The organism is Campylobacter concisus UNSWCS (assembly GCF_000466685.1).
Classification (GTDB): Bacteria; Campylobacterota; Campylobacteria; order Campylobacterales; family Campylobacteraceae; genus Campylobacter_A; species Campylobacter_A concisus_A.
This window is the reverse complement of record NZ_ANNG01000003.1, coordinates 79,263-92,441: the sequence shown is the minus strand read 5'-3', so window position 1 is coordinate 92,441 and position 13,179 is coordinate 79,263. Positions and strand designations below refer to the sequence as shown.

Here is a 13,179-nt window from a genome sequence, read left to right as displayed (position 1 = left end):
AAACTAAGTGTCTTTAGAACTTAAGTTTTTACCTCTTAAGCTAATATTTTTAGGTCTAGCTTTGGCTAGACCTTTTTAAATTTATAGACGAAAATTTCTCGTATATAAAATAAAAATTTTATAAATAATAATAGAGTAGGGCTTTGTAAATTTACAAAGCTAAATTTATTTTCTATTTTCGTCTAAGACTTTTTGCATGCTCTCTCTAGTCGCCTCTAGCCAGTTCTGTTTTGAGGTATCGACTAGATCAAGACAAAAGAGCTTGATGTCAGCCTTTTTAAAGCTAAATTCTTTCACTTTCATCGCATCGCTTCCAACGATCACGATAGGCTGAACCTTTAAATTTAGCTTTTCAACTAGCAACTTCGCACCACCTTTAAATGGTAGTAGCTCTTTGGTTTGAGACCTTGTGCCTTCTGGAAATATCGCTAAAACACGGCCATTTTCTACTCTGTCTTTTGCTTCGCTTAAAAGCTTTATTAGCGAGTGTTTATTTTCTCGCTCGACTGCTATCATCTTAGGAAGGCTCAAAATTTTACCTATGATCGGGATCTTGCCTATCTGTGCTTTTGCGATCCAGCATATATTTTTAGGATGGATCTCTTCAAGTGCGATGATATCAAGCATGCTTTGGTGATTTATCAGCAAGATATTTGCTTCGTCGCTAAATTTACCGATCACTTCAAGCTTATATCCGCCAAAAAATCTCTGCGATCTGCCCCAAAATTTTCTTATGGCTCTATTTTTAGAGTTAAATAGCCACATGAAAAATACGACAATAACGACGCTTATCACAAATTCAATAGAAAAGAAAAAAGCTCTAATTTTTGACAAGATCACCCTTTCTTACCCAGCCGATTTTGCCGTCGCTAAATAAAATTTTTGAGTAGTCATCTTTTGTGTCTAAAATTTCAACATTTTCATTTTTACGAGATGTATAAAAAACGGTTGAATTTTTAGTTGGCAAGATAGTGACGCTCACATCTGGCTTAAGCACTGCTTTGCCAAAAGGATTGTAAGTGTAAATTCCAAGTGCGATAAAAATGGCCGCTACAAAGAAGTAGCTTAGCTTTCTACGCCAGATCGCTAGCAAGATAAAGATAGCGACCAAAGAGTAGATCGTGATATCTTTGTAGGTGCTAAATTCGCTTTGTTTTGGATTTAGACCGATTTGCGTGCTAACCTCGTCCTCTTCGACGCTCACAGGCAATGAAAAGCTCTCAAATTTAGCTTTTTTTAGGTTGTAGTAGTTAAAGTCAAGCGTCTTTTTGTTTGGCTTAAATACTGCAAAATAATATGCACTTTGCGAATTAAAGTCGCCGTTTATCGTATCTACGCCTTGCTTTAGGATCGTTTTGTTTTCGATATTAAAGGCGCTTAGATCGACATTGTTGCCGTAAATTTCCACGACCATGATGTTGTTTATATCATCAAATTTAGTCGTTTTAAATTTCTTTACCTCAAGGTTATCAGCGACGATGTGGTTGTAGTTTTCGTCGCTTCTAAGCTCTTTTAGCTTTGGTAAAAAGATGTTTATGTTTGAGTTTTGATAGTTCTCACCATTTCTTTTTAGATCCAAGCTAACTCGTAAAGTCTTTGCGTCAATGCTAGTTGCTTCAAGGTAGAAAGTGCCGATATATTTGTTTTCATCGCCTTTTACCCATTGAAAATTCTTCTTATTTAGCCATTTGATATTTGTCTCATCAAGCTGTGTCTCAAACTCAAACTCAAGGTCACTTTGCGTATCAGCCACGATCTCAACGCTAAAAATTTCTCCTACTACGACATTTTTAGGGATATTTGTCGCTTTTAAAAGGAGGTCTTTTATCTTGATCTTGTCATAGACTTGATTATCAGGGACGCTGATGTCTGGTTCGTTTGTCGGGACGATATTTCGCATCTGCTCTGGAGTGATACGCTCTGGCTGTGGGGCGATAGAGCGTGGAGAGACGAGCTTTCTTGATATATCTTCTTCGCTTGGAGTCTTTGCTTGCGGCTTTGATGCTTGGCTATTTACAAATTTATCCTCTCTTGCCTCATCCATCATGTCAAAAACGCTGACTTCATCAGTGTTTGCGGCAAATAAATTTAGCGCGAGTAGGGCGATAAAAAGTGTTCGTTTTACCAAACTAGCCCTTTTAACATCTTCATGCCATCATCTGTGCCTAAAATTTTCTCGCAAGCGCGCTCTGGGTGAGGCATAAGACCAAAGATTCTCTTACTCTCATCGCAAATCCCAGCTATGCTATCAACTGAACCATTTGGATTTATCTCATTGCCGTTGATGCCACAGTATTTTAGTAAGACTTGCTCGTTGTCATATAGGCTTTTTAACGTCTCTTCGTCGGTGTAATAGTTGCCCTCGCCGTGAGCGATGGGGATATTTACCACTTCGTTTTTAGCTAAATTTGCTAGGAATTTATTGTTATTTGAGATTACTTTTAGGTGGTGGTATTTTGAGACAAAATTTAAATTTTCATTTCTTCTCATCGCGCCTTTTAAAAGTCCAAGCTCAAGAAGCATCTGAAAGCCATTGCAAATTCCTAAAATGTAGCCGCCTTTTTTCGCATGCTCTTTTACAGCCTGCATTGCTGGGCTAAATTTAGCTATCGCAGCCGTTCTTAAGTAGTCGCCGTAGCTAAAACCACCAGGCAAAACGACTAGATCAGCATCGATCTTATCTTCTTTGTGCCAGATGATATGCGTTTGGCAGCCAAGTAGCCCAAAGGCGTGAGCTGTGTCTTCTTCGCAGTTTGTGCCAGGAAAAAGTATGATCGCTACTTTCATAGCACGATCTCGTAGTCTTCGATGACGGTGTTTGCTAGAAGCTCTTCACACATCACTTTTAGCTGCTCTTTTGCTTTGTTTTTATCGCTTTCGTCGATGTCTAAAACGATTTGTTTGCCTATCCTGACATTTGAAACACCGCTAAATCCAAGCGAATTTAGCGCGTGCTCCACTGCCTTACCAGCAGGGTCTAAGACCCCACTTCTTAATGCTATATTTACGACAGCTTTCATCTTTGTCCTTAAGAAAGAATTCTTCTTAAAACTTCTTCGTAAGCTACTTTTACGCTACCAAGGTCTTGTCTAAATCTATCTTTATCAAGTTTTTCGTTTGTTGTCGCATCCCAAAATCTGCAGCTATCAGGGCTTATCTCGTCAGCTAAGATGATGTTGCCATCTTTGTCGATACCAAATTCAACTTTAAAATCAACTAGTTTTAAATTTCTCTCTGCAAAGAATTTAAATAAGATAGAGTTGATCTCTCTTGCTGTGTGTCTTAGAGTTTGAAGATCTTTTTCGCTTTTTACTAGACCCATGATGATGCAGTGCTCGTCAGTAACTAATGGATCGTGCAAATCGTCATTTTTGTAGTAGAACTCAACAAGTGTAAAAGGTAGAACTGTGCCTTCTTTTATGCCAAGCCTTTTGCTAAGTGAGCCAGTAGCGATATTTCTCACAACAACTTCAAGAGGTATGATCTCGCATTTTTTGACCACTTGCTCAGTGTCGCTGATGGTCTCAACAAGGTCAGTCACGATACCTTTGCTCTCTAGCAGTTTAAAAAGCTGAGTAGAGATTTTGTTATTTAGTGCGCCTTTGCCAGCTTCGTTGCCTCTTTTTTGAGCGTCAAATGCTGTTAAATCGTCTTTAAATTCAGCCACAAGTAGATTTGGATCGTCTGTGGCGTACATTTTCTTGCCTTTTCCCTCGTAGATAAGCTCTCTTTTTTGCATGTTGTTCTCCTTTAGATTATTGTTGTTTTATCTTTAAAATTTTGATCGTATCAATCGCTGTTTTTAACTGAATATCTTCATCAACTTTTTTCTGTGTGATTATATTTTTATCATCTTTTGCTTCAGTTTTATTGCCTTCACTTGTTGGATTTATCTTGTTTAGCTCGCTTTTTAGGTGTGCTTTTAGTTCGCTCTCTTTGATGCTAAATGCGCTATCATCACTTTGTGGCACTTTGCCAGGATGCACGACTACATCAGGCGTTACGCCAACAGCTTGGATAGTTCTGCCACTTGGTAAGTAGTATCTTGCGATGGTTAGTCTTAGCGCTTCTGTATCGTCTATTGGTAGGATCACCTGAACGCTGCCTTTACCAAATGTGTTTTCACCGATTATCACCGCACGCTTATGATCTTGTAATGAACCACTTACGATCTCGCTAGCACTTGCACTTCCGCCATTTACAAGGACAACAAGTGGGAGTTTTGATAAGGTTTTGCTAGCGCTTGCTTTATACTCTACATTTTCAGATGCATCACGACCTTTTTGAGAGACGATTATGCCGTTATCTACGAAAAGATCCACTAGATCAACAGCTTGATTTAAAAGACCGCCAGGGTTGTTTCTAAGATCAAGTATGATGCCATTTGCTTTAGGATGCTCTTTAATCGCATCTTTTACCTTTGTGACGACGTTTTTGTCGAAATTTGTGACACGTATATAAAGGATGTTTTCATTTTCTATCATTTTTGCATAGACAGACTCAACCTTTATAAGATCTCTTATAATTTTTACGTCAAATGGCTTTTGCTCGCCTTTTCTTAAGATCGTAATTGTTATCGGAGTTTTTGGCTTGCCGCGCATCTTATTTACAGCTTCATCTATCGTTGTGCCGATAGTTGAGTTGCCATCGATCCTTAAAATGATATCGCCAGCTTTTATGCCTGCTTTATCAGCTGGAGTGTCCTCGATAGGCGAGATAACGGTTAAAGCGCTATCTTTCATGCCAACTGTTATGCCAAGCCCGCCAAATTCGCCGCTTGTTTGCACCTGCATATCTTTATATGCTTTTTCATTTAAAAAGCTCGAGTGAGCGTCCAAATTTTGCATCAAACCAGCAATGGCTTTGTCGATTATCTCTTTAAATTTAATGTCATCAACGTAGTATTTTTCAACAGTTGAGATGGTTTTTGTAAGTTTTGAAAGTGCTTCAAGTTTCGCACTCGCCTCATCTTCAGTTTTAGCAAAAAGCGCATTTACTGCTACGCTTGAGATGAGTAGGGCGCCTGTTATTTTTAGCGCAAAAGATCTAGTAAATTTATTCAAAATATCTCCTATATTTTTTGGCTCAATTTTATTAACATTTGGCTAAAAAAAGCATAAATTTAGCCTTATATTTTTAGCTTTTGTCTATTTTTAACACAAATTTATAACAGCAAATTTTAGCAATTAAATAAAAAGAGTGACAAATGTTATAAAAATACTTGACAATATAAGACTAAAGTTATATAATGCCACCATTATAAAATAACTTAAGGAGCTTTAATGGCTGACATAACAGAAAATTTAACAGCGCAGATGCAAGAGACACTTGAAAAAGGCGTTAGCTTAGCGATCTTTTCTAAAAATCCACAAGTTGTGCCACTTCACGTCTTTTGGGCTTTGCTCGCTGATAGCAATTCTATTTTAAATCAAGTATTTAATAAGATGAACATAAGCAAAGACGCAGTCGAGCTTGAGATAAAAAGCAAGATCTCGTCACTACCAAGCAGCTCAAACGTCACAAAAGATAACGTTTCAGTTTCAAGAGAGCTTATAAATTCACTTGAAAATGCAAAAGCTTTAATGGTAAGCATGGGCGATAGCTACATAGCTATTGATACATGGATCATCTCGACTCTTGAGCTTAGTGAGATCAAACAAATTTTAAGTAAATTTTGCGATATCTTAGAGATCAAAAAGAACCTTGAGAGCATAAGAGGCGGCAAAAAGATAGATAGCCAAACTGGCGATGATACTCTTGATAGCTTAGAGAAATTTGGTATCGATCTAACGCAAAAAGCCCTAAATAAAGAGCTTGATCCGGTCATCGGGCGCGATGAAGAGATCACTAGAATGATGCAAATTTTAATAAGAAAGAGCAAAAATAACCCTATCTTGCTTGGTGAGCCAGGCGTTGGTAAAACAGCTATCGTTGAGGGATTAGCTCAAAAGATAGTGGCTCGCGATGTGCCAACAAGCCTTGCAAACAAGCGTGTCATCGCACTTGATATGAGCGCAGTTGTAGCTGGAGCAAAGTATAGAGGCGAGTTTGAAGATAGGTTAAAAGCTGTCATCGACGAGGTTAAAAAAGCTGGCAACATCATACTTTTTATAGATGAAATTCACACCATCGTTGGAGCAGGTGCGAGCGAGGGCGGAATGGACGCTGCAAATATCCTAAAACCAGCTCTTGCACGTGGAGAGCTTCACGCTGTTGGTGCGACAACATTAAAAGAGTATAGAAAATACTTTGAAAAAGATGCAGCGCTTCAAAGACGTTTTCAACCAATAGACGTAAAAGAGCCAAGCGTAAATGAGGCACTTCAAATTTTACGTGGTATAAAAGAGCGTCTTGAAGTTCATCACGGCATCACGATAACAGATAGTGCGCTAGTTGCCGCTGCAAGGCTAAGCGACCGCTACATCGCAAACCGCTTTTTGCCAGATAAGGCGATAGACCTTATAGACGAGGCAGCAGCTGAGCTTAAGATGCAAATAGAGAGCGAGCCATACGAGCTTTCAAAGATAAAACGCGAGATCGTAACGCTTCAAGTAGAAAAAGAAGCGCTAAAGATGGAGGATGCGGATAAAAATAAAGAAAGACTTGGCGAGATCGAAAAAGAGATAGCTGACCTAAATGAGAAAAAGCTAGCGCTTGATACTAAATTTGAAAACGAAAAGGCCGTTTTTGGCGGAATTTCAAAAGCAACAAAAGAGATCGATAGCTTAAAATCACAAGCTGAGATAGCAAAAAGAAATGGCGATCTTCAAAAGGCTGCCGAGATAGAATACGGCAAAATAGCTGACGCTAAAAAGCACAAACACGAGCTTGAAGAAAAATGGGAGCACATGAAAAAAGAGGGCGTGCTTCTTAAAAATCAAGTCGATGAAGAGCTTGTAGCTGAAATTTTGAGCAAATGGACTGGAATTTCAGTTAAAAAGATGCTAACAAGCGAAAAAGAGAAATATCTGCGCATCGAAGAGCATCTAAGAGAGAGCGTTGTCGGTCAAGATGACGCACTACACGCACTTGCACGTGCTGTTAAGAGAAACAAAGCAGGGCTAAATGAGGGTCAAAGGCCGATTGGTTCATTTTTATTTCTTGGACCAACAGGCGTTGGTAAAACTCAGTCAGCTAAGGCTTTGGCTAAGTTTTTGTTTGACGATGAGAAGGCGCTTATCCGCTTTGATATGAGCGAATATATGGAAAAACATAGCGTGAGTAGGCTTCTTGGTGCGCCTCCAGGATATGTAGGTTACGATGAGGGCGGTCAGCTAACAGAGGCAGTTCGCAGAAGACCATACTCAGTCATACTTTTTGACGAGGTTGAAAAAGCTCACAAGGATGTATTTAACATACTTCTTGGCATACTTGATGACGGACGCGCGACTGATAATAAAGGCGTAACGGTTGATTTTAAAAACACGATCATCATTTTAACTTCAAACATCGCTTCAAATTTCATAATGGAGCTAAAGGGTGAAGACCGTGACGTGGCTGTTAAAAACGAGCTTAAAAACTACTTTAAGCCTGAGTTTTTAAATAGGCTTGATGATACTATCATCTTCAATCCTCTAAACGAGCAAGGCTTGATATCTATCGTTGAGATCATGTTTAAAGAGCTTGAAAAAACTCTTCACAACCGCGGTATCAAGGCAGTTTTAAGCGAAGAGGCTAAGAAATTTATCGCAAAAGCTGGCTTTGACATAGTTTATGGCGCAAGACCTCTTAGAAGAGCGCTTTATGAACTAGTTGAAGATAAGATCGCTGATATGATCTTGAAAGATGAGCTTGAAAGCGGTGATGAGATCACCATTGATAGCAACGGCGAGAAGATCATCATTAAGAAAAAATAACTTCAAATTTACTTGGCAGGTTGGATCAACTTGCCAAGCCTCGCATAAATTTAACTAATATCCTTATTTGATCTGTAATAAAATATAAAAAACAGCACGCAAAGTATCGCTACAAAGGCAAAAACTATCAACGTACCATCTTTAAATGAGCTTAAAAACATGCCATTTGTATTCATACCAAAAAAGCCAGTGATGAAATTTAGCGGCAAAAATAGAGCCGAAATGAGCGTCAAGAGGTAGATATTTTTATTTATCTTGTCGTTTTTGGCACTTTGTATAAATGTATAGATATCCTCAACTCTATAGGCGTATTCGTTGGCTATGGTTTTAAAGACACTTGCTTCATGGATGCTGTTTTTAAGCTCTTTTTTTAGCCCTTGCTGCTCACTTTGACATATTGCAAGTGCTTCATAAAAGTGCGAAATGCTATTTTGAAATTTTCTGATCTCATACTTTAAAAAGTGGTGTCTTTTTATAAATTTCTCAAAATTTTTTTGACTAGCATAAATTTTCTCATACTCATTTAGCTCGTCTTGGTGCTCTAAAATTTTATTTGCATATTCGTTACAAATCCCCTTAATAGCTGCTTCAAACGCGCTTTTGTCACATTCATGCTCAAGATCTTCTTTGTAAATTTTGCCATCTTTGAATAAAAATTTAAAAACTTGCTTTTGCGATGATGAGATGAGCGTGATGTAGTCAAATGCATTTCCATAAAAATATCCACAAAGTGCGCTTTTATAGCTCATCTGCGCTCCTTTTTGCGTAGAAATTTCGCTTAAATTTAGCAAATTCGCCGACCTCTATCGCCTCTCTCATCTCTTTCATCAAATTTAGATAGTAGTGCAGGTTGTGAAGGCTTGCTAGTCTAAAAAAAGTTAGCTCTCTTGCCTTAAAAAGGTGGTTTAGATAGCCTCTGGAGTAGCGCTTGCAGGTGTAGCACTGGCAAGTTGGGTCTATCGGTGCGTGGTCGTTTATAAATTTGGCTGATTTTATATTTATCTTGCCAAAGCTAGTAAAAAGCGTGCCGTTTCTTGCGTTTCTTGTTGGCATGACGCAGTCAAACATATCAACGCCGCGTTCGACATTTTCGACTAGGTCCTCTGGCGTGCCAACGCCCATTAGATAGCGAGGTCTTAGCTCATCCATAAATGGCATAACCGCCTCAACCGTCTCATACATCGCCTCGTTGCTCTCGCCAACACTTAGCCCTCCTATCGCAAGGCCGTCAAATGGCATCTGATTTAAGGCTTCAGCGCAAAATTTACGTGCCTCATAGTCGGTGCCGCCTTGAACGATACCAAAGATATTTTGCTGCAAGCCAACGCCCTTGCTTTGCATAAATTTATGATAATCAATCGCCTCTTTTGCCCATTTTATCGTTCGCTTTATACTTAGATCTATTCTTTTTGGCTCAGCAGGCAAAGCCACTAGGTCATCAAGTATCATCATGATGTCGCTGCCTAGGTCATACTGCGTGTCAAGGACGGATCTTGGCGTGAAGTAGTGCGTGCTGCCGTCGATGTGGCTTTTAAATTTTATCCCGCCATCGTCATTTTTGGTGTTTGACCTAAGCGAAAATGCCTGAAATCCGCCGCTATCAGTCAAAAACGAGCGATCAAATTTAGAAAAGCCGTGAAGTCCGCCAAACTCACGCACGACCTTGCTGCCAGGGCGCAGATACATGTGGTAGGTGTTTGCTAAAATTATCTTTGCGTCTAAAATTTCACTCATATCAAAGGCATCTAAGCTTTTAACTGCGCCAACTGTGCCAACTGGCATAAAAACTGGCGTTTGTATCACGCTGTGAGCGGTTGTTAGGACGCCGCGCCTTGCGTTGCCATCTTTTTTTATAACTTCAAATTTCATCTAAGTCCTTAAATTTTTTTGATTTTTTATTTTAACAAAATTTATAATATAATCCAGAAATTTTAAGGCAAAGGAACTTTTTGCAAAAGAGGAATGATATCGTTTTTACCGAAGCAAACGGCACTGCGACCATAAAATTTGCAGGCGAGTTTAGCTACAAAGAGGCTAAAAATTTACAAAGCATTTTTAAAAAAATCCAAAAGCTTAACGGCAATGTTAAATTTGACTTTAGCGAGCTAAAGAGCATTGACTACGCTGTTTTGATCCTTTTAAAAAACACGCTAAATGGCAAGAAATTTGAGATCATCACAAATGACGAGAAGATAAAGGCTATGATTGATCTTTTAAATGACGAGAAGATCGATTTTAACTACATGCCACCGCACAATAGCCTAAATTTTTTCTCACGCCTCGGTGAGAAAATTTGCGAGGGATTTGTAAATTTGCTTGAGTTTGGCTCGTTTTTGGGCGAGTTTTTGATAAAAAGCGTCAAAATTTTCCTTAATCCTGCAAATTTAAGGTTTAGAGAATTTAGCAACTACATAAAAGATGGTGGCGTAAATGCCGTTTTCATCGTCTCGCTCACCGCTTTTTTGATAGGCGTCGTGCTTGCTTATCTTGGTAGTGCGATGCTTGCAAGCTTTGGGGCAAGTATATTTATAGTAGAGATCATGGGCATGCTAACGCTTAGAGAGGTGGCACCGCTCATCGCTGCTATCGTTGTGGCAGGCAGGTCGGCCTCCAGCTTTACTGCACAAATTGGCGCTATGAAGCTAACTGAGGAGATCGACGCGATGAAGACGATGGGCTTTGAGCCATTTAACTTCTTGGTGCTGCCGCGCATCATCGCCATGGTGCTTTGCGTGCCAGTTATCATCTTTATAGCTGACGGCATAAGTATTTTAGGGCAGATGATCATTTGTCAAACGATACTTGATATCAGTTTTAGCGACTATTTAAATAGATTTCGCGAGATTGTCGAGCTTAGGCACTTTGCTGTTGGTATGATAAAAGCGCCGTTTTTTGGCGCTGTAATAGCGATCATTGGCTGCATGAGAGGATTTGGCGTTAGTCAAAACGCCCAAAGCCTAGGCACTATGACAACGGTTAGCGTTGTAAATGCGATATTTTGGGTCATCGCGCTTGATGCATTTTTTGCGATAATTTTTATGTGGCTAAAGATATGAACGAGATAATAGTTGGAAAAAACATAACGACAAGTTATGGCGATAAGATAATGCACGATAACGTGAGCTGGAGCGTTAAAGAGGCTGAAATTTACGGCTTTTTAGGCGGCAGTGGCACTGGTAAAACCACACTTATGAAGACGATGATATATCTAAAAAAGCCAAACAAGGGCGATATCACCTTTGATGGCGTTAATATATGGAAAAGTAGTCAAGAGGAGCAGCAAGAGATAAAGCTAAAAAGTGGGACGATGTTTCAGTTTGGAGCGCTTTATAGCTCGATGACGATCCTTGATAACGTGGGCGTTTTGCTCCATGAGTACTCTAAATTTAACAAGCGACAGATCGATGAGATAGCGATGTTTTGGATACAAAAGGTGGGGCTTAAAAAAGAGGTATCAATGCTCTATCCAAGCGAGCTAAGTGGAGGTATGAAAAAAAGAGCTGCACTTGCAAGAGCCTTGGTGCTAAGTCCAAGAGTGCTATTTTTAGATGAGCCAAACAGCGGCCTTGATCCTGTTAGCTCACGCCAGATGGACGCGCTCATAAAAGAGCTTCGTGATAGCATCGGCGTAACTGTCGTCATGGTGACGCATGATGCGGATAGCATTTTTGATATTTTGGATAGATTTTTGATAATAGATAACAAAAAAATAGCCTTTGAGGGAGATATAAAAGAGCTTGAGCATCTTGAAAATAACCCGCTTGAAGAGCTATTTAAAATGAGGAAAAAGTAGATGGAAAATAGAAATTCTTATACCATTGTCGGCATGTTTTTCATAGCCTGCCTTACAGCGTTTGCCATATTTATCTGGTGGATGACTAGCAAAAATAACACAAAGGTTGATTTTAAAGAGTATTACATCCACACAAGTGAGCTGCCAAGCGGGCTAAAGGTTGATTCTACGGTTAAATTTATCGGCGTGCCAGCTGGAAGCGTTAGCGATATAAATTTTGTCGATGACAAAAATGCTCTTATAAACATCACGATGAAGATAAGAGAGGATCTGCCTATCAAGGCTGATAGTGTGGCTAGCATCGAAGTTCAGGCTATTAGCGGTGTGGCTAGTATAAATATAAGCCGAGGCACGAAGGATTTTAAACCAGGCGATAAGCCTATCTTAAAGCTTGAAGAGAGCCTTCTTTCAAAGCTTGGAAACAACGCTGAGAACATCACTTTAAAGATAAATCAAACCCTTGATAAAGTTGATGGATTTTTCTCAGCTGAAAATATCTCTCACATCGAGTCAATCCTAAGAAATATCGATAAATTTACTCAGGTTTTAACCGATGAAAATGGCTTAAGCGAGGTTGATAGCATCGTTAAAAATGTAAAAAATTTCACCGACAGCCTAAACAAAACAGACACAAAAGAGCTTGCTAAAAATTTAAACACGCTAATTGCAAGTGCAAATTCAGTTTTCAAATCAGCAAATTCGGCTGTCACTGGATATAGCTCGCTTCAAGATATCGTTACCCAAAAGGTAAAAAACGGCGAGTATGACCTTAGAAACACGGTCTCTCCGCTGCTTAGAGAGGCCAGCGAGTTTTTAAATGGATTTGACAAGACGCTACGTGAGTTTAGAGGTGCGCTTCAAAGACTTGAGGACAATCCTTACGAGTTTTTCTTCACAAATCCAGTGCCAAATGACAAAGGAGATAAAAAATGAGAAATTTAATCTTTCTAGCGGCTGCATTTTTATTTTTTGGCTGCTCGCTAAAGACCGACGTGCCAGTGGCAACTATGTATGAAATTCACTACTCAAACAAAGAGTGCTCAGCTGAAAACAAGCAAAAAGAGCTAAAAAATGTCTTTATCGAAAACGTAAGTGCCCTTGATATGGTCGATACCAGAAAGATACTAATCGTCGCTGAAAACAATAAGATAAGATATTTGACAGACGCTAAATTTGTCTCTGAGCCAAGCGAGATGATCTATAAGTCGCTTGTAAAAGGACTTTACTCAAACTGCGCTGCAAAGCCGATATTTTCGCCAAATGCAAAGGATCTTAGGCTAAAAGTTAGCATCATCTCACTTCAAATAAGAGGCGATAAGGCCGAAGTTTCGCTAGCATATGAGCTATTTAACGCAAACACCTCGCTAAAATCAGGCATGATCACAAAAGAAATTTTCTGCCCAGATCCAAGCTCAAGCACCATTTTTGAGACGATAAACAAGGCTGCAAATTTAGCTATCGATACTTTAATCTCTGAAATAATCTACTAAAATTTTCTTAAATTTTTTGGCTGTGAAAGCTTAAATTTAC

General features: G+C 39.3%; 13 protein-coding genes. 5 read left to right on the top strand and 8 right to left on the bottom strand.

Features of this window, described 5'->3' with window-relative positions; translation table 11 throughout:
* Positions 1–165: 165 nt before the first annotated feature.
* Genes UNSWCS_RS00500 through UNSWCS_RS00475 form a run of 6 tightly spaced genes read right to left on the bottom strand, consistent with a single transcriptional unit; the run spans position 166 to position 5,030 of the window.
* A complete protein-coding gene (locus UNSWCS_RS00500; protein ID WP_035143293.1) occupies positions 166–840 on the bottom strand; it encodes a lysophospholipid acyltransferase family protein in 675 nt (224 codons plus the stop codon).
* The gene (locus tag UNSWCS_RS00495; RefSeq protein WP_021086838.1) at positions 821–2,128 is read right to left on the bottom strand and encodes an SH3 domain-containing protein; all 1,308 of its coding nucleotides are present in this window, start codon (positions 2,126–2,128) and stop codon (positions 821–823) included. The genes UNSWCS_RS00500 and UNSWCS_RS00495 overlap by 20 nt, the downstream gene beginning before the upstream one ends.
* Positions 2,122–2,787 carry a phosphoribosylformylglycinamidine synthase I gene (gene purQ, locus UNSWCS_RS00490; protein ID WP_021086836.1) on the bottom strand — a complete coding sequence of 222 codons (666 nt, stop codon included), beginning with the start codon at positions 2,785–2,787 and terminating at the stop codon, positions 2,122–2,124. Before purQ ends, UNSWCS_RS00495 begins: the two co-directional genes overlap by 7 nt.
* Positions 2,784–3,020 carry a phosphoribosylformylglycinamidine synthase subunit PurS gene (gene purS / locus UNSWCS_RS00485; RefSeq protein WP_009293857.1) on the bottom strand — a complete coding sequence of 79 codons (237 nt, stop codon included), beginning with the start codon at positions 3,018–3,020 and terminating at the stop codon, positions 2,784–2,786. The genes purQ and purS overlap by 4 nt, the downstream gene beginning before the upstream one ends.
* A gap of 8 nt (positions 3,021–3,028) precedes the next feature.
* Positions 3,029–3,739, bottom strand: a complete 711-nt coding sequence (purC, locus tag UNSWCS_RS00480) for a phosphoribosylaminoimidazolesuccinocarboxamide synthase (protein WP_009293856.1) — start codon at positions 3,737–3,739, stop codon at positions 3,029–3,031.
* A 16-nt stretch (positions 3,740–3,755) separates the two neighbouring features.
* Positions 3,756–5,030: a S41 family peptidase gene (locus UNSWCS_RS00475; RefSeq protein ID WP_223228762.1), complete on the bottom strand. Its 1,275-nt coding sequence runs from the start codon at positions 5,028–5,030 to the stop codon at positions 3,756–3,758.
* 252 nt (positions 5,031–5,282) lie between these two features.
* Here UNSWCS_RS00475 and UNSWCS_RS00470 point away from each other — a divergent pair, with 252 nt between their 5' ends.
* The gene (locus tag UNSWCS_RS00470) at positions 5,283–7,856 is read left to right on the top strand and encodes an ATP-dependent Clp protease ATP-binding subunit (RefSeq protein ID WP_021086781.1); all 2,574 of its coding nucleotides are present in this window, start codon (positions 5,283–5,285) and stop codon (positions 7,854–7,856) included.
* Between the two features lie 50 nt (positions 7,857–7,906).
* Here UNSWCS_RS00470 and UNSWCS_RS00465 read toward each other — a convergent pair whose 3' ends face one another.
* Both UNSWCS_RS00465 and tgt read right to left on the bottom strand, forming a co-directional pair.
* The gene (locus UNSWCS_RS00465; RefSeq protein WP_021086800.1) at positions 7,907–8,605 is read right to left on the bottom strand and encodes a CorA family divalent cation transporter; all 699 of its coding nucleotides are present in this window, start codon (positions 8,603–8,605) and stop codon (positions 7,907–7,909) included.
* Positions 8,595–9,725: a tRNA guanosine(34) transglycosylase Tgt gene (tgt, locus tag UNSWCS_RS00460; RefSeq protein WP_021086811.1), complete on the bottom strand. Its 1,131-nt coding sequence runs from the start codon at positions 9,723–9,725 to the stop codon at positions 8,595–8,597. Before tgt ends, UNSWCS_RS00465 begins: the two co-directional genes overlap by 11 nt.
* Before the next feature lie 80 nt (positions 9,726–9,805).
* Between tgt and UNSWCS_RS00455 the strand changes: the two genes are divergently transcribed.
* From UNSWCS_RS00455 to UNSWCS_RS00440, 4 genes are read left to right on the top strand one after another with little or no spacing between them, the layout of a single operon-like run.
* A complete protein-coding gene (locus UNSWCS_RS00455) occupies positions 9,806–10,912 on the top strand; it encodes an MlaE family ABC transporter permease (protein WP_021086818.1) in 1,107 nt (368 codons plus the stop codon).
* Positions 10,909–11,649, top strand: coding sequence for an ABC transporter ATP-binding protein (locus UNSWCS_RS00450; RefSeq protein ID WP_021086827.1), 741 nt, complete (start codon positions 10,909–10,911; stop codon positions 11,647–11,649). The genes UNSWCS_RS00455 and UNSWCS_RS00450 overlap by 4 nt, the downstream gene beginning before the upstream one ends.
* Positions 11,650–12,582: an MlaD family protein gene (locus UNSWCS_RS00445; protein WP_021086782.1), complete on the top strand. Its 933-nt coding sequence runs from the start codon at positions 11,650–11,652 to the stop codon at positions 12,580–12,582. It abuts the gene before it with no gap.
* A complete protein-coding gene (locus UNSWCS_RS00440) occupies positions 12,579–13,139 on the top strand; it encodes an ABC-type transport auxiliary lipoprotein family protein (protein WP_021086218.1) in 561 nt (186 codons plus the stop codon). The genes UNSWCS_RS00445 and UNSWCS_RS00440 overlap by 4 nt, the downstream gene beginning before the upstream one ends.
* The last annotated feature ends 40 nt before the right edge of the window (positions 13,140–13,179 follow it).